Below are 16920 nucleotides of genomic sequence, written 5' to 3' on the forward strand. Positions count from 1 at the left end.
CGCCAACCGATCGGCGCAAGTAGGTGTTCGCCGCCACATGATCGTTGCTTGCGCTTCATATCTGCGTCCGCCTAGTTTTTATGACGCGTGCGCAACTATCAGCGTACGCAAGAAAGGGTGTGGATCCAATGCCTCTCGGACTGGTGGCTCTCGCCATCGGCGGCTTCGGTATCGGCCTGACCGAGTTTGTGATCATGGGCTTGCTGCCCGAAGTGGCGGCCGACTTCGGCGTCTCGACTTCGGCGGCGGGCTGGCTCATCAGCGGATACGCGCTGGCCGTGGTGGTCGGCGCGCTCGGCCTGACCGTCGCCACGACCCGGCTGCCGCGCAAGCCGGTGCTGCTCGGACTGCTGCTGCTGTTCATCGCCGGCAACCTGCTGTCCGCCGTCGCGCCGACCTACGGGGTGATGCTGGCCGGCCGGATCGTCGCCGCGCTGTGCCACGGCGCGTTCTTCGGCATCGGCGCCGTCCTCGCCGCCGGCCTGGTCGCCCCGCAGCGCAAGGCGGCCGCCGTGGCCACGATGTTCACCGGCCTGACCGCGGCCAACGTGCTCGGCGTCCCGCTGGGCACGCTGCTCGGCCAGGCGGCCGGCTGGCGCTCGACGTTCTGGGCCATCACGGCCGTCGGGGTGGTGGCCTGGCTGGGCATCCTGGCCCTGGTGCCGGCCGACGCCTCCGGAGCGAACAATTCGTCGGTACGCCGTGAGCTGAGCGCCTTCAAGTCGGTGCAGGTCTGGCTGTCGATCGCGGTGACGGTGCTGGGCTTCGGCGGCATGTTCGGCGCGTTCACCTACATCGCGTACACCCTGACCGACGTGGCCGGATTCTCCTCCGGCACGGGCCCGTGGCTGCTGGTCATCGTCGGCGTGGGCCTGTTCATCGGCAACGTCCTCGGCGGCCGCGCGGCCGACCGCGGCGTCGACCGCACGCTGCTGATCGTGCTGGTGGGCCTGGCCGTGGTGCTGGCCGGTTTCGCGCTGACCGCGCACAGCCGGTGGGCCACCATCGTCTGGCTGCTGCTGATGGGCGCCTTCGGCTTCGCCACGGTCCCCGGCCTGCAGACCCGCGTCATGCACTACGCGGCGGGCGCGCCGACCCTGGCCTCGGGCGCCAACATCGGCGCCTTCAACCTGGGCAACGCGCTGGGCGCCTGGGCCGGCGGCCTGACCATCTCGTCCGGCTGGGGGTACGCGTCGCCGCTGTGGGCGGGAGCGGCCATCACCGTCGCCGGCCTCGCGGTCATGGCGACGGCGGCCGCCCTGGCCCGCGCCCCGAAGAACGCGACCCCGGAGCGGGAACCGGCGCCGGCGGCCTGACCGAGGCGCGGCCCGGCGCGGATGAGAAGGGTTTGACGCCGGCCCGGGCCATCAGGCCGATGGCGGTGTCGATGGAGATCGCCCGGGCGAGCGTGAAGGCCAGGCCGGCCGCTTCCGCCCGGTCGCGGTCGGCGCCCTTCCTCTCGGACGCCGTGCGCCCGGGAACACCCGAGGGCGCAGCCCGTTGAACTCAGCTGGGGTTCCGCAATCCTGGGCTCCAGGTCGTGGGCCATTTGGTCGACCCGCGCCGCCAGCAGGTTCTCGAAGGCGAACAGCCAGGTGGCTCCGGTGGTCCGCTCCACTCCGGGCAGCAGCGAGCAGACGCCGACAGCGGCGGCGCACCGAAGTGTTCCAGGTCGTCCGCGTCCTCATCGTGCGGGAGGATCCGCTTCACTCATGGGGCTTAAGCCGCGCGCGCTCTCCGTCCATTGTCGGCGAAGTTCCGGGTCCACGAGTGGAGACGGCGGGCGCCGTGGCCGGATCCGGTTCATCGCGGCCGCGAGGTTGCCGACGGCCCGGTCCGGCCGTGCTCGATGCGGGCAGGCTGGCCGAGGCCAGCAGGGACAGTTTGTCGGCGTCGGGGGAAGCCGGGTCCGGGTGGAAGACGACCAGCATCAGGTCGTCGGTGCCGCTGATGGCCAGGCGTTCGCGGTTGAGTGTGAGTTCGCCGACCTGCGGGTGGTTGATTTTGATCGGGGCGCCGGTCTGGCCGCGTACCTCATGGCGGGCCCACAGGCGGCGGAAACGAGGGCTGGCCAGGGTCAGCTCGCCGGTCAGCTCGATGAAGCGAGGATCGTCGATGTCGTTGCCCACGGCCTGGCGCAGGTTGGCCACGAAGCACTCGGTCACTTTCTCCCACTCCGGGTGCAGCGCCTGCTCGGCCGGGTCGAGGAACAGGTCGCGCAGCTGGTTGCCGCCCGCGGCCAGGCCCGGGGACAGGGCGCGGGCCAGGCTGTTCGAGGCCAGGATGTCGAAGTACCGGTCCTCGATGAACGCGGGCTGGATCAGCGAGTCGAGGAGTTTGAGCGCGCCCGGCGGTGGGGCCTGCTTGCGCGGCCGGTGCTTGTGCCGCCGGGACGCCTCGGACACCAGCGTCAGCAGGTGGGCGAAATGGTCCTCGTCGAGGCGCAGCACCCGGGCGATCGCCTCGAGCACCTGCAGGGACGGGTTGCGGTTGCGGCCGCGCTCGAGCCGCAGGTAGTAGTCGGCGCTGATCCCGGCCAGCATGGCGACCTCCTCGCGGCGCAGGCCCGGCACCCGCCGGACGCCGCCGTCGGGGATGCCCGCCTGCTCGGGCGTCACCAGTTCGCGCCGGGCGCGCAGGAACGCCCCGAGCGGGTTCGTCGTGTCGCTCACCCGGCCAGCGTAATTCGCCGTACCGGAAACAGAGGGGGTCCTCTCGTTCCCCTGGCACGGCAGGGATCTGGTTGGCGCCGGCGGCCGTGCCTAGCGTTCGTGGCATGACCGTCACGTTGATCACCGGGGCCAACAAGGGCCTCGGATTCGAGACCGCCAGACAACTTCAGGAGCGGGGGCACATTGTGTATGCCGGTGCGCGCGACCCGGAACGAGGGGCGAAAGCCGCGGCCGCGCTGGGTGCCCGTTTCGTCCAGCTCGACGTGACCGACGACGCGTCGGTGCGCGCCGCCCTGGCCACGATCGGGGAGGCCGAGGGCCGGCTCGACGTGCTGGTGCACAACGCGGGCATCCTGGCCGACGGCCCGGTGGACGGGCCGGCCGCCCTGCGGGCGTTCGACACCAACGCGGTCGGCCTGGTCCGGGTCACCGAGGCGGCCCTGCCCCTGCTGCGCAAGTCGGCCAACCCGGTCGTGGTGACCGTGTCCAGCAGCATGGGATCGTTCTGGGCGGTCACCAACCCGGACCGGCCGGAGTACGGGCTGCCGCTGGCCCTCTACGCGGCCTCCAAGGCGGCCGCCACCATGCTCACCGTCCAGTACGCCAAGTCCGAGCCCGGCATCAAGTTCAACGCGGTCGAGCCCGGGCCCACCGCCACCGACATGACCGCGGCCTGGGGCATCGGCCGGCCCCCGGAGGAGAGCGCCCGCGTCGTCGTCGGCCTGGCCACGATCGGTGCCGACGGCCCGACGGGAACCCTGCGGGACGAGAACGGCGAGCTGCCCTTCTAAATGCGGCGACATCGGCCGTCTTCTTCGCCACGATGGCCGGTATGGAAGATGTGGAGGTCGTCGTCGCCCACCGCCAGCGCGCGACGTTGCGCGTCGGCGACGTGTTCCTGAAGGTCGACGGCGACCCGGCCCACGCCGCCATCGAGGTGCGGGCGATGGCCATGGTGCCGGTGCCGACCCCGGCCGTGCTCTGGCACGAGCCGCCGGTGCTGGCGATCGCCGCCGTACCGGGAAAAGCCCTCGGGGTCCTCGGCGAACCGTCGGCCGCGTCGCCGGCGGCGTGGGCCGCGACCGGCGCGGCCATCCGGCGGCTGCACGACGCGCCGCTGCCGCCGTGGCCGGGCGAAAAGCTCGAGGACGTGGCGGCCGAACTCGACAGCGAGTGCGCGTGGCTGCTCGCCAACGGCGTACTGCCGCCCGAGGTCATCACCCGCAACCGGGAGATCGCCGAGGCGGCGCTGCGGCCGTGGCGACCCGCGTTCATCCACGGCGACTTCCAGATCACCCACGTCTTCGTCGACGGCGACGAGGTCACCGGCGTCATCGACTGGTCCGAGGCGGCGCCCGGCGACCCCATGTCCGACCTGGCCACCTTGACCCTCGGCCACGAGGAACGGCTGGACGACCTGCTCGCCGGGTACGGCCCGGGCGCCGACCGCGACGTGATCCGGGCCTGGTGGTCGCTGCGCAGCCTGGTCGCGTCCCGCTGGCTGATCGAGCACGGTTTCGACCCGGACGCGCCGGGCTGCGAGTTCGACGTCCTCCGCTCCCGGATGCGCGACAGCTAGACACGTCGGCATCGGGGCATCGAATGGTCCTCAGGGAGGAGGTTCCGCATGACGGCGGACCGAGGTCAGGATCCCGGGGTGGGCCACGTCCTCAATTTCGGGCCGGTGCCGACGGGACGGTACGGCGCGGACGGCTGGATTGTGGCGGGGGTTTCCGGGGACACGTGGCTGTCGGCGTTCGTCAGTCTGCACGAGGCGGCGCACGCCGGGCTGAACGGGGCGACCGCGTGGGGGCAGCTTCTCGGCGCGATGTGGCGGCGGCCGGGGCCCAGACGCGCGGTTTCCGTGCTGGTCGAGGCGTGCGTGGCGACCCACGAGGCGTACGCGACGCACAGCGCCGTCATGGGTGTGCTGGGGCGGGCCGACGCGCCGTCCGTGGCCGGCATCCGGGCCCGCTATCCGTCGTACGGGACGCATCTCGACCACGCGCTGAAGGCCGGCCCGCATGCCCGGCCCGACAATCTGGTGCGGGCCGTGGCGGCCGACTCGGTGCTGGCCGGATGCATGCAGGCCGACGTTCTCGATGTCTCGCTGGAGGGGTTCACCGCGAGTCGCGTCAACGCCCGGAACTATCCGGACAGTCTGCTGAAGGCGGTTCTCGGTCTCGGCGCCACCTTCTGGGACGGCTGGGACCGGATGGCCGCGGACGAGTTCGGGCGCGGCCGGTGGGCCGAGCTGAGCGAGGTGGGCCTGCGCGACGAGGTCGGCGCGGGGGAACGCCGCCGGCTCAGCGCGCTCTGTTCGGCCTATGTGGCCGAGCGGTTCCGGGCGATGGGACGCCCGGTGCTGGACACGGCGGCCGTTCTCGGCGCGCTGCCGCGCATCGCGGAACAGGTCACCGACTCGCCGGTGACCATCGACCGTGATCCGGCCAACCTGTTCGATCTGGAGTCGCTGCGGCTGCGTGCGCCCCGGCCGGCCACGGTGACCGAGTTCGGGGGCTCGATGACCGGCGATCCGATGGTGGTGGTCCGGCGGGCGAGCGTGTGGCGCCGCCAGCACGCGCTCGGCGCCGATCCGCTGCCGCCGGGTGAGGAACCGGTTGTGGCGCTGTGCCGTCGCTCGGGTGCGGGAGTGCTGATCGAGCGGGTCGGGTCCCCCGGCGCGCTGCCGGCGGCCGGCCTCGCCAGCATCGCGCTCACCTGTGCCCGGGATGCGGCGTGGGCGGAGCGCTGGAAGGACGCCTTCGACCGGGTGGCGGACGTGTTCCTGCTCATCGACACGCCTTTCGGCGAGAGCCTGGACGCCCTGCTGTCCGGCACGACCGGCTTCCGCTACGCGATCGAACCGCTTCTCGACGGTACGGGGTTGTGGGCGTACGTCTGCTCGGTCGACGGGTTTCCGCCGTTGACGCTGCCCTGCTCGATGACCCGGGCGGCCGCCCTCCGCATCCAGACCGGGAAGCGTACCGGCGGGCGGGAGCCGGACGATCTGGGCCTGGTGGTGAGATCCCCGGCGGCGGCTCGGTCAGTGCTCAGCCGGATCGTCGCCGAGGAGAGCGTCGTCGGCGAAGGTCACGGTGCCGCCGGTCGATAGGGGCACGGTCGGATCGGCGCCGGCGAGCGTCGCGGCGAACTCGTCGAAGTCCTGCCGGTTGATGTCGTCCGCGAGCTCCGGCGGCAGGCCGGGGGCGGGCAGGCGGCGCAGGACGAAGTGCACGCCCCGATCGTCGGCGGTGACCGCCTCGACGGTCACGGTGGCCGGCAGGACGGTGGTCACCCAGGTGAGGGTGTGGAACAGGCCGAGGGCGTCCGTGATCGCGGCGGCGGCCAGCACGGTGCGCAGATAGCGGCGGCCGTCCGGGTCGGTGGCGTCGAGCCACCACTCGCGGTCGTGGATCTCCAGGAAGTCCGGTGGGCGGTTCTCCGCGTCGAACAGGCCGGCCACGCGGGGCGGGTGCAGGATGAGGCCGGCCACCGGGGAGGCGGCCTGGCCGGCGAGCCGGGCCAGTTCCTCCGGGCCCAGGTGGGCCGGGTCGACGCCGGCGGAGCGGAAGACCGCGTCGAGGTCGTCGTCAGGCATGGCTGCTCCCCAGGGCGTCGAAGCTGGTGAAGGACTCGGTCGCCAGGACGTCGGTGATGACCAGGCGAGCGGGCTCGCGGATGGTGGCGAAGGCGCCGCTGTCGACGCGCAGGGCCGGGCCGAGCAGGTGGCGGGCGTACTCCAGGACGAGGCGGACGGTGACGTCGTCGGCCACCACCAGCCACCAGACGCCGCTGTCGCCGGTGGTCATCAGCAACGCGGTCCGGTCGCCGCCGGTGTCGCTCACCCGCACCTCGACCGCGACGACCGGATCACCGCTCGCGGCCCAGCGGGGGACGAACCGGTCGAGCTCGACATCGACCAGCACGAAGGCCGGGCGCGGCGCGGACGGCAGCCACTCGCGGGCGAACCCGGGATCGGCGAGGCAGCTGGCGCCGGCGCAGAACGCGACGGCGCCGCGACCGTTCCACAGCCCGACGAGTTCGGTCAGGGCGGCCGGGCCGGTGACCGGCACGTGGCCGACGGCCGGGCCCTCGTCGTCCTCGACGATCAGCCGCACCGCGACCGGAGGGGGGTTCGCCGCCGGTGGCCACCGGTAGAGGACGGCCAGCCGGCTCGGTGGCCGGGCGTTCACGACGATCGCGGGACGGCCGTCGAGGACCGGCCGCTCCGCCAGCACCCGTACCAGGTCCTCGGTGGTCATGGGGACCGGCACCGCGCGATGGGGTGCCTCTCCGGCGAAGTTGTGCCGCACCTGCTGCAGAACGGAGGAGGCGATGTCGGCGTCGCTGCGCCGCTGCTCGGCGCTCATCGCGGCGCGCAGGCCCAGGTCGCCGTGCTCGGCCCGGGCCAGGTCCAGCAGCCGGGCGGTTCCCGCCTGATGCCCGTTCAGGTCGAGGCAGCGGGCGCCGGTAGCGGCCAGGGCCGTCCGGAGATGGTCGTACGCCGCGAGTTCCCACCGGTCCCAGGCGTCGTCGTGCTCGCGGCCGGTCGCCGTGTACAGGTCGCCGTCCGGTCCGTCGCCGGTCAGCACGGCCGGGCCGAACTCGCGCGCGACGACCCGGTCGGCGGCGCCGGCGGCCGCGGTGACCAGGCCGGGACCCTGCCGCTGGAACCAGTTCCAGCGGGTGTCGGGACGGTCGATCGCGCGGACCGCGGACAGGCGGAAAGCCGAGGGGCCGGCGGCGGTGACCGCGTCCAGGATCGGCGTCTGCATGCAGAGCCGGGCCAGGGCGGTGGCGACCTGCTGGCGCCGGTTGGGGCCGGCGACCCCGGCGGTGAGACGGGTGGCGGCCCGATGGAGCGGGACGTACCGCGGGTACGCGTCGAGGACGTCGTCCAGGCGGCCGTGCCGGGCGGTGGCGATCTGCACGCTGGCGAAGGTGGCCAGGGTCTCGTGGGTGGTCCGGCAGTGGTCGAGCAGGCGGGCGAACGGGGCCGCCGCGCCGGGCAGGCGGGCGAAGACGTGCAGCACGGTTCCCCACGCGGTCACGTCGTTCAGGGCGGCGTGGTGGACCTCGTGCAGGTAGACGATGTGGTCGGCGGCCTGCCGGGTGCCGAGCAGGCGCAGGTCGAACGAGTGCGGCGTGTAGTGGCCGGTGCTGCCGGCGCCCTCGGCGCACAGCCGCGCCAGATGGTCAGTCATCCCGGCCCTCCCACCGGCGCCGCACCCGATCGAGCGACGACCCGTACCGCTCGGGGGCCGTCGCCGCGAGCTCGGCGTAGATCCGTTCGGATTCCCGCGCCAGACCCGCCGCCTCCGCGCCGGATCCGAGCAGCACAGCCAGATTGAACAACGCGGCGGCCAGCGCCGGCCGGTAGGCGTCGGGCCGGGCCGCGGCGAGGGTCCGGCGCAGGGCCACGGCCGCGCGCGCGTAGTCCTGGCGGCCGGTGCGGGCGACGAGCAGGTCGAGGGCGTCGGCCAGCAGCGAACGGTAGCGACGGGGCCGGGCGGCGTCGAGGTCACGCAGGATTTCGTACGCCGTGACGGCCGGCCCGCTCCGCGTCTCGTCGCGGTGGGCCTGGCTGATCAGCGCGGTCGCCAGGGCGGCACGAGCCCGCTCGTCGGTGGCGAACCGCTGGAACATCGCGATCGCCCGGTCACCGGCCTCCCGGGCCGGGCCGGGGGAGTGGGCAATGTCGAGGGCCTGGGCCAAAGTGGCGTACGCCTCGGCGCGGTCCACCCCGTCCGCACCGAACCCGAGCAGGGCTGCCTCGGCCGCCCGCACCGCCTCGTCCGCCGGGCCGCCCTGGAACACCAGCCGGATGGCCAGTAGCCGGTGCAGACGTGCGGAGCCGGCCCCGTCCGGCCGTACCGGCAAAGCCCTGCGGGTCAGATCGGTCGCGAACGCGGCCAGCGCCTCGCTGCGCAGCGGCAGCGCGTCGACCAGCCCGACCAGATCGCCGGCGGCCACCTGGGGGAGGGCCCGGCTCATCGCCGCGACGAGCGGTTCCGGGTCGGCCAGCTCCGGCAGGGCCGTCATCGCCGCCGCCGTCAGCCGGCCGTGCCCGGCCACGAGAAGGGGACTGGCCGCGTCGACCAGACCGGGGTGGGCGGCGAGGCAGTTTCCCAGGGCGACCGCCGCGGTGCGGGCCTGGTCGTCCGAGAGGATGCCGACGACGCCGGCGGTCCGGGCGCCGCGGCGGAGATGGTCGGCGATGACCTCGTCGGCGAGGGGCTGCGGCTGCAGCGGGTTCAGGGCCAGCGGGCCGGGCAGCATGGTCCGGACCAGGGCCAGGGCGGTGTCGATATCGCCGGCCCGCCAGCCGTCGAGGGCGTGCAGGGCGGCCAGCAGTCGCCGCGCGCCGGCTTCGCCCGGCGCGCCGAACATCGTGACGGCGGCCAGGATCTCGGTGATGTCGCGGGGGCGCAGCCGGGGCAGATCCCAGGCCGCCGCCGTGGTGATCCACCGGTCCCGTTCCGCGGCGGCCAGGCGGGTCCAGGGGCCGCCTCCACCCTCCGGGGCCGACTGAAGGGTGGCCAGGGCCAGCGCCTGCGCCTCGACCAGCGTCATCGCGGGGGCCGTCGTCGTGGGGGCCGCTTGGCCGGAGAGGCCGAGCCGGTCGGCGAAGGCGGCGTGGGCGACGGCGAAGTCGCCCTCCTCGGCGGGCAGTAGGGGCAGGTGGGTGGTTTCCACTCGGCCGAGCAGCAGGGAGGCCTGGTCGTCGAGCCATTCGCCCGCCGAGCGGGCCAGCAGGAGGACCCGGGACGCCGAGCCACCGGCCGCGATCGCCTGCGCGGCGGCCACGACCACCTCGGGGCGGGACTCGGCGTCGTCGATCACGACCAGGAACGGCGTGGTGGTCTCGGACAAGCGGTCGAGCGCGGCCGGCGTGGCCGACCGGGGAAGCATCACCGCCGGCCGGTTCGGGGCCAGTTCGGCGCAGAGCCGCAACGCCAGGCGCGTCTTGCCGGCGCCGGACGGGCCGGCGAGCAGATGAAACGGCGGGCCGTCGGGCGCGGTCACCCAGGCCCGCAGGTCGTTGAGCTGCGGGATGGCGCGGAACGGGAACACCTCGTACTCGGGCCGGAGAAGCGCGGCCGGGGTCGCGTACGCCGCAACCGGTTGCCGCAGTGCCGAGAGAACCAGGTCGGGCACTTCCTGCTCGAGGCGCCCGGCCAGCCGCTGGAGATCGGCGTGTGCGGTCGCGCTGTTCAGCGGCAGCCCGATCCACCTGGTCAGGCCGGCCAGCTCGGTGGGCAGTTCGTCCCGGGCCGGCATGCCGGCACCGTCGAGCAACAGCGGGAGGATCTTCTTGTCACGATCGAGGAAGTACTGGATCTCCTTGCGGACCCAGTCCGACTCGTCGTGCAGGAGGTTGATCCGGTCCAGCCAGTACCGGTCGATGATCACGACCAGCACCGCGCAGCGCTCCAGCCACGCGGCGATCGAATCGGCGAAGTGGATGCCCGGCTGGTTGACGTAACCGGCCTCGAAGACCAGGCCGTCGCCGAAGCGCTCCCGCAGGACCCAGTGCACGAGCATGGGCGCGTACGAATGGTGAATGCCGCGGTAGCCCAGGAAGACCCCGGTCATGCCGGCGTCCCGTCGATCCGGCCGCGCAGATCCAGGTAGGACTCCGCGTGCAGCAGCTCGATCAGCACGAGCTGGAGGGCCGGCAGGTCCGCCGACCAGTCGCGCCCGGTCATCCGCAGGTCGGCACCCAGCTCGTCCACCTGTTGCGTGATCAGCTGAATGCCCAGCTCGTCGGCGACGGCCACCCAGGTGCCGGCCACCCCGTCCACCTTGAAGGCGACCCCCTTCCGGGCGCCGGCCGGGGCCCGTCCGAGGTCGAGGTAGACGCCGTGCACCGGGCCGCGCCCGAACTCGCCGGCCAGCGCGGAGACGCCGACGTCGATCAGCCACACCAGCGGCCCGGCCGAGCGCATCACGGGCAGCCACGCCGACCGCCAGGCCGGATGGGGGAGGCAGCTGGCCGCTACGCAGAAGGTCAGGTCACCGCGGCCGTCCCAGGCGGTGACCAGTGCTTCGGCCTCGGCGGTGGTGGGGAGTTCGGCCCACCAGACCGCGTCGCCCCCGTCGCCGTCGCCGGCCGGCGATCGGACCCCGACCACCGGTTCTCGCCGGTCCTCGAGGGCGGCGGCCCCGTCGTCCGGATAGTCGTATCCGGCCAGCAGACGGCCGGGCAGCCGGGCGCTGATCACGAGGGAGGGGCGGCCGCCGATCTGGGAGGTGGCCTCGGCGACCCGGACCACTTCGGCGGGATCCACGTCGGCTCCGACCGTGATGAAGCGGCCCGGCCGGCGCCGGCCGTGCAGCCAGAGCCGGGCGTGGTTGAGCACCATTCCGATCAGGCGGCGGTCGGCGCCCGGGGTGGCGTCCACGGCGAGGCGGCTGCCGGGCACGACGCCGGCCACCCGGGCGAACAGCTCGGCCGCGGCGGCCAGATGCCCGTCGTTCCCGTCCAGGACGGTTGCTCCGGCCCGGCGCAGTTCCTCGGCGAAATGCTGGAAGACGGTGTCCTCCCACAGCGCCCAGGAGGCGTCGGCTGCGGCGGTGGCGGCGAGCCCCGGTGAGCGGCACAGCAACGCGAACCGCTCGTCGGGCTGGTCGATGCGCAGCGGCACGCCGAGGGAGAGCGACTCCGGCCAGGCCGCGAGCATCTGGTCGAGGATCGGCGTCTGCATGCAGGCCTGGGCCAGCGCCGTCACGGCCAGGGCCCGGCGCTGCGAGCCCTCGAACGGCTCGACGAACTCGTTCAGAGCGTGCAGCAGAGGCGCGTACTCGCCGAAGACCGTCTCCGCTTCGGCGGCGTCCCGGCCGAGGTAGGTCGCGAACGACTCGTGGGTCGTGCGGCAGCGGTCGAGAAGCCGGCCGAACAGCGGCTGCCATCCGGGCATCGCCGCCGCGGCGTGCAGGGCCGCGCCCCACGCGCTGGCCGAGTTGAGGATGACGTGTTGCGCCTCATGATGATGGATCAGCCGGTCGGTGGACGCGTCGGCGCCGTGCAGCCACAGGTCGTAGCGCCCCGGTACGTACGCGCCCCGCCCGCCGCCCTCGGTGGTGGCGAACAGCGCCGCCAGATGGTCGGCCACGCGCCTCACCGTACTGCGTGTGGCAGGCTGGCGCGATGGACGACGAGGCGGGTTCGTACGACGTCTTCCTCTGCTACTCCTGGGCCGACGGGGAAGCGGCCGGCGCGCTGCACGACGCCCTGGTCGACGCCGGCCTGTCGGTGTTCCAGGACAGGGTGGAGGGTGAGCTCTACGTCCCGCTGGGCGAGTCGGTCGTCGAGGCGCTGAACCGGTCGCGGACGCTGGTCGCGCTGATGTCGCCGCGACTGCAGGACAGCCCGCACTGCCGGGAGGAACTGCATCTGGCGCTGTCGGCGGCGGCCCGGCTGGGTGACGAGGCGCGGGTGATGGCGGTCGTGCTCGACATGTCCCCGGACGACGTCTGGCCGCCGGAGCTCACCCGCCTGCGACTTGCCCGGACGGCGGCACCGGACGCCGGTCTGGCCCGCCGGATCGCCGCGGTGGTGGGCCGGTACGAGGGTCTTCTCGGCGACGCGCCACCCGTACCGGACCCGCGGTGGTATCCCCGCGAGCTGCCCGGCACGACGCGGTTCCGGGGACGGTGGGACGAGCTCTGGCAGATCCGGCACGGCCTGCGCGCCCGGACGCGGAACTCGGACCGCGGCCATCCGGTCGTCGTCGTCACCGGGCCGGGCGGGCTCGGAAAGACCGCCCTTTGCCTGCAGTACGCCCGGTGGCTGCCCCAGGAGCATCCCGGCGGCGTGTTCCTTTTCGAGCTCGGCGGCGGCCGGACCGAGAGCTCGGCCCGGTCGGCCTTCCGGCATCAGCTGGCGGCGCTCGCCGATCGCTGGGGACTGCGCGGCCCCGAGGCGCTGGCGCCCGCCCTCGAGGCTCGCGGAACCCCGTACCTCTGGCTGGTCGACGATCTTCCGGTGGGCGTGCCCGGCAAGCTGATCGACGAGCTGTGCGCGCCGACCGCGGAGGGCCTCACGTTGATCACCAGCCGTGGGCGCGTCGACCGTCCCGACCAGGCGACAGTGGTCCTCGAACCGTTGACCCGTACGATCGGCGGCCGGGTCCTGACCAGCCGCCGGCCCGCCGCCCCCGGCGAGCGGGCGGCCGTCGACGGCATCGTCGACCTTCTGGGCGGTCACCCGCTGGGGCTGACCCTGGCCTCCGGCCTGAGCACGCCGGCGGACTTCGCCGGCTATCGAGCCCTCCGGGACGATCTGACGACGGCCGAACCGGACCGGCTCGAGGCGGTCGCGGCCGGACTGGCCGGTGACCTTCCCGCGGGCTGTGCGAAGCCGTTCGCGGTGGCGCTGCTGCGCGGGTTCGCGGCGCTGCCGGGCCCGGCGCGGGAGGCGCTGACCGCGCTGAGCGTCCTGAGCCCCACCTTCGTCGGTGACGACCTGCTCGGCGCGATGGCCGGCGCCTCGTCGTCCGCGCTCGGGGCCGCCGCCGACCGGGGCCTGGTCGAGCTGCGGGCGGGTGGCTGCCTGATGCACGCGCTCACCGCCCGGGCCTTGCGGGTGCGGACGTTCCCGGCCGAGGTCCGGGCGCGGTTCCGGGACTCGGCCCTGCGCGCGCTCACCACCGCCGTCGAGGCCACCCGGGAGACCTACCGGCACCGGGAGATCGCCCACCACCTGCCGCACGTCCGGGCGGTGACCGGCCTCCGGCCCGGCGGTGACGCGTGGCCGGTCGGACCGGACGAGCGGTACCTGCTCCACGAGACCGGCCGGACCGAGATCGAGGCGGGCCGGTCCGGGGCGGCGCTGGAGTTGCTTCAGGCGCTGCACGACGCCTGCCGGGACGGATCCGGCGCCGATGCCGAGACCCGGTACGCGGTGGTCACCGCCCTGGCCGCCGCCCACGCCGAACAGGGGAACCGGACGGCCGCGCTCGGTCTGCTGGAAGGAGCGGTGGCGGAGCTGGGCCGTAGCCTCGGGCCGGGCCATCCGGACGCGATCACCGCCCGGCACAACCTCGGGCTGGCCTGCCTGGCCGCCGGGCGGGCCGACCGGGGCTACGAGCTCGTCCGGGCGTCGTACGAGGCCCGCCGCGACCATCCGAGGCTCGGGCCGCTGCACCGGGAGACCCTGCTGGCCCTCAACAGCGTGGCCCTTGCCCGCGGCCGTCTCGGCGCCACGGCGGCCGAACGGGACCGGAGCCGCCGGGCCGCCCACCGCATCTGGCTCGGCGCCGACGAGAGATGGCGCCGCGTGGCCCGGCCCGGCGACCAGTACGTCCTTGACGTCCGCAACGGGCTCGGGCTCAGCTACCGCGCGATCGGCCGGCCCGACCGGGCGCTGGCCGTCCTCGACGACCTGCGAAACCGCCGCGAGACGTTGCTCGGGCCGGAGCATCCGGACACGCTGGGCACCGCGGAGAACGCGCTGATCGTCCGGGCCGATCTCGGTGAGCCGGTGAGTACGGGATTGCGCGACGTCCTGCTCGGCCGGCTGCGCACCCAGGGGCCGGGCCATCCGAGGGTCGGGGTGACGATGGCCAACCTGATCCGGTCCGAACGGGACCAGGCCGAGCTCCGGGCCCGCGCGGTGACCGGCGCCGAGGCCGCGGCGGCCCCGCCCGGCGCGGTCCGGCTGGACGGCGACCACGTCGACGACGAGATCGACCTTCAGCAGCTGGCCATGGACTGGCAGGATTCGTGCACCCTCCGGTTCGGGCCGGACGACCCGCGCAGCCTGACGGCGACGTGCTGGCTCGCCTACTCGCTGGCCGCCGCCGACCACCTCGACGGGCAGGTCGGCTGGGCGCTCGATCAGGTCGAGGCGAGCTGGCCCGGGATCGCGGACGCCGTCGACGCCGGCCGGGCCGACGCGGCCGACCTGGAGATCGCCACGACGATCCGGGACTGGGTACGGGGTCTGGCCGCCGATCAGGAGGACTGACCGTCGAGGTCGGCCCGCACCTCCGCCGCCTTCGCGGAGCCCAGCGCGGCCAGGACGGTGTAGGCCCGCGTCCACCGGGCGTGGGCCTCGCCGGTGTCACCGGCCGCGGCGGCCACCGTTCCCAGCCCGTGGTCGGCGAGGGCCTGCTCGTAGCGGCTCCCGCACTCCGCGGCGGCCCGGGCAGCGGCCCGGTACGCCTCGACCGCGTCCGGGTGCCGGCCGGCCAGCACCAGCGCCCGGCCCAGGGCGTTCCAGCTGCGGGCCAGATCCATCGTCATGCCGAGCTCGGCGCACAGGCCGGCCGCCTCGCGCAGGTGGCCCTCGGCCTTCTCGTAGTCGCGGGCCTCGGTCTCGGCGAGCGCGAGGGACCGCAGGGTGATGGCGACGTAGCGGCGGGCGTCCGGGTGGTCGGCGGCCGCCTCGCGGTACCGGCCGAGCGCCCGCTCGCTGAGTTCCAGCGCCCGCCGCAGATCACCCCGGCGGCGGTGCACGACGGCCTGACTGGCCACGGCGTTGCTGACCCCGTGCGGATCGCCCACGGCGGCGAACAGCTGCTCGGCCCGCTCGTACTGCGGCCGGGCCCGGTCGTCGTCGCCCAGCTCGTGCCAGGCCAGGCCGAGATTGTTGCGGGTCATCGCCTCGGCCCGGCGGTCGCCGATCCGGATCGTGGCGGCCAGTGCGGCCTCGTGGCTGAGCAGCCATTCCTGAGTGCGCTTGCTGAGGAAGTAGTAGCTCTTGAGCTGGAAGGCGAGCCGCCAGCGCAGCGGGTCGGCCCGCTCCGGGCCGGCCGAGCCGAGACACAGGGCGAGCATGGTGCCGCTCTCCGATTCCAGCCAGCTCAGCGCCCCGTCGTAGTCGTCGAACGGGGCCGGCGGGGGATCGTCGCCGTCCGGAAGGTCGATCTGATAGCGGCGCGGTGCGATCCACGCGTCCGCGCGGCGGCAGACGTGCAGGTAGTAGCCGTACACCCGGGTCAGCGCGCCGTCGTCCGGGTTCGCCGCCGCGAGTTCGGCCGCGTAGTCGCGGACCAGGTCGTGCATCGCGTACCGGCCGTCCGGCTCGCGGTGCACCAGGCTGGCCCGGGTGAGGACGCGCAGGTGAGCCAGCGTCTGGGCGCGCCGGCCGCCGGTCAGGGCGCTGACCACCGCCGTACTGAAGACCCGGCCGGGGAAATGCCCCAGCAGCCGCACCGTGTCCCGGGCCGGCTCCGGGAGCCGGTGGAACGACCAGGAGATGACGGTACGCACGTCGGTACGGGGGTCGTCGCTGCCCAGGCGGTCGAGTCGTCCCCGGCTCTCCAGCTCCTCGACCAGGGCCGACACCTCCTCGTGGGACGAGGCCGGCAGGGAGGTGGCCACGACGCGCAGGGCCAGCGGCAGATGGCCGCAGAGCCGGGCGATCCGCTCCGCGTGCCCGGCCAGACCGGCGCCGGCGATCTCGCGGACGAGCCCGGCCGAGTCGGCGGCGGACAGCGGGGCCAGCGTCACGGTCCGCCCGCCGTGGTGCACGCCCAGCCCGCTGAGCTCGTGCCGGCTGGTCAGCAGGACCGCGCAGGCCGGGGAGCCCGGGAGCAACGGCCGTACCTGCTCCTCGGACCCGGCGTTGTCGAGGACGAACAGCATCCGCCGGGCGGCGGCGGCGTCGCGCAGGGCCGCCGTCCGGCTGGCCACGTCGCCGGGCAGGGCGGCCGGGTCGAGGCCCAGCGCCCGCAGCCAGCCGGGAAGGACCTCGGCCGCGGTCAACTCGCGGGCCGGTCCCCAGCCCTGAAGGTCGACGTAGAGGACGCCGTCGGGGAACCGGTCGCGGGCCTGGTGCGCCCAGTTCACCGCGAGGGCGGTCTTGCCGACTCCCGGCGGCCCGGTGATGACCACCATGGAGGTCGACCGGCCGCCGGACGTGTCCAGCAGCTCGCTGATGCGGCGCGACTCGGCCTGGCGGGCGACGAACGGCAGCGTCCCCGGCGGAAGCTGGTGGAGGGCGGGCCGGGGCGGGCGCCGTCCCTGTCCGGCCAGGACCTGCCGATACAGGGTCTCCCAGTCCGGTACGCCGGTCAGCCCGGCCGGAACCGACTCCAGCAGGGCCCGCATCGCCGGCCACCGCTGGTCACCCGGCACGGAACGGCCGGTCTTGGCGTCGTACCAAATCGCCTTGCTGACCCCGCTGCGGGCCGCCGCCGTCCGATCGCCGCCGAGGTGAGTGACCGCCTTCCGAACGCCGGACCGGAAACGCTCCGCGGCTGTCACCATGCCCGGCACCTCCCCCCGCCGGACGAGT

11 protein-coding genes are annotated in these 16920 nt (G+C 74.2%); 5 read left to right on the forward strand and 6 right to left on the reverse strand.

Annotated elements, in window-relative coordinates:
* Nucleotides 1-128 precede the first annotated feature (128 nt).
* Nucleotides 129-1316, forward strand: a complete 1188-nt coding sequence (locus AB0C26_RS19285) for an MFS transporter (RefSeq protein WP_360248652.1) — start codon at nt 129-131, stop codon at nt 1314-1316.
* Between the two features lie 390 nt (nt 1317-1706).
* Here the strand turns inward: AB0C26_RS19285 and AB0C26_RS19290 are convergent, their stop codons facing one another.
* A complete protein-coding gene (locus AB0C26_RS19290) occupies nt 1707-2672 on the reverse strand; it encodes a helix-turn-helix transcriptional regulator (RefSeq protein WP_360248655.1) in 966 nt (321 codons plus the stop codon).
* Nucleotides 2673-2776: 104 nt separating this feature from the next.
* On the opposite strand from AB0C26_RS19290, the gene AB0C26_RS19295 reads away from it, so the two are divergent.
* Genes AB0C26_RS19295 through AB0C26_RS19305 form a run of 3 tightly spaced genes read left to right on the forward strand, consistent with a single transcriptional unit; the run spans nt 2777 to nt 5787 of the window.
* On the forward strand, nt 2777-3463 hold the full coding sequence (locus tag AB0C26_RS19295) for an SDR family NAD(P)-dependent oxidoreductase (RefSeq protein ID WP_360248658.1): 687 nt from the start codon (nt 2777-2779) through the stop codon (nt 3461-3463).
* Between the two features lie 41 nt (nt 3464-3504).
* On the forward strand, nt 3505-4251 hold the full coding sequence (locus AB0C26_RS19300; RefSeq protein WP_360248661.1) for an aminoglycoside phosphotransferase family protein: 747 nt from the start codon (nt 3505-3507) through the stop codon (nt 4249-4251).
* A gap of 48 nt (nt 4252-4299) precedes the next feature.
* Entirely contained in the window at nt 4300-5787 is a 1488-nt protein-coding gene (locus AB0C26_RS19305; RefSeq protein WP_360248664.1) for a hypothetical protein, read from the forward strand.
* Here the strand turns inward: AB0C26_RS19305 and AB0C26_RS19310 are convergent.
* The 4 genes from AB0C26_RS19310 to AB0C26_RS19325 are packed head-to-tail and all read right to left on the reverse strand — an operon-like array spanning nt 5719 to nt 11791.
* Complete coding sequence (locus AB0C26_RS19310) at nt 5719-6273, reverse strand: hypothetical protein (protein ID WP_360248667.1); 555 nt, start codon at nt 6271-6273, stop codon at nt 5719-5721. The genes AB0C26_RS19305 and AB0C26_RS19310 overlap by 69 nt on opposite strands.
* Entirely contained in the window at nt 6266-7879 is a 1614-nt protein-coding gene (locus AB0C26_RS19315; protein ID WP_360248670.1) for a hypothetical protein, read from the reverse strand. The genes AB0C26_RS19310 and AB0C26_RS19315 overlap by 8 nt, the downstream gene beginning before the upstream one ends.
* Nucleotides 7872-10271 carry a hypothetical protein gene (locus AB0C26_RS19320; protein WP_360248673.1) on the reverse strand — a complete coding sequence of 800 codons (2400 nt, stop codon included), beginning with the start codon at nt 10269-10271 and terminating at the stop codon, nt 7872-7874. The genes AB0C26_RS19315 and AB0C26_RS19320 overlap by 8 nt, the downstream gene beginning before the upstream one ends.
* Nucleotides 10268-11791 carry a hypothetical protein gene (locus tag AB0C26_RS19325; RefSeq protein ID WP_360248676.1) on the reverse strand — a complete coding sequence of 508 codons (1524 nt, stop codon included), beginning with the start codon at nt 11789-11791 and terminating at the stop codon, nt 10268-10270. Before AB0C26_RS19325 ends, AB0C26_RS19320 begins: the two co-directional genes overlap by 4 nt.
* 35 nt (nt 11792-11826) lie before the next feature.
* Between AB0C26_RS19325 and AB0C26_RS19330 the strand changes: the two genes are divergently transcribed.
* On the forward strand, nt 11827-14646 hold the full coding sequence (locus tag AB0C26_RS19330) for a TIR domain-containing protein (protein WP_360248679.1): 2820 nt from the start codon (nt 11827-11829) through the stop codon (nt 14644-14646).
* Here the strand turns inward: AB0C26_RS19330 and AB0C26_RS19335 are convergent.
* On the reverse strand, nt 14634-16892 hold the full coding sequence (locus AB0C26_RS19335) for an AAA family ATPase (RefSeq protein WP_360248682.1): 2259 nt from the start codon (nt 16890-16892) through the stop codon (nt 14634-14636). The two genes, AB0C26_RS19330 and AB0C26_RS19335, sit on opposite strands and share 13 nt — an antisense overlap.
* Between the last annotated feature and the right edge of the window lie 28 nt (nt 16893-16920).

The sequence above is a fragment of the Actinoplanes sp. NPDC048796 genome (assembly GCF_040650035.1).
Classification (GTDB): domain Bacteria; phylum Actinomycetota; class Actinomycetes; order Mycobacteriales; family Micromonosporaceae; genus Actinoplanes.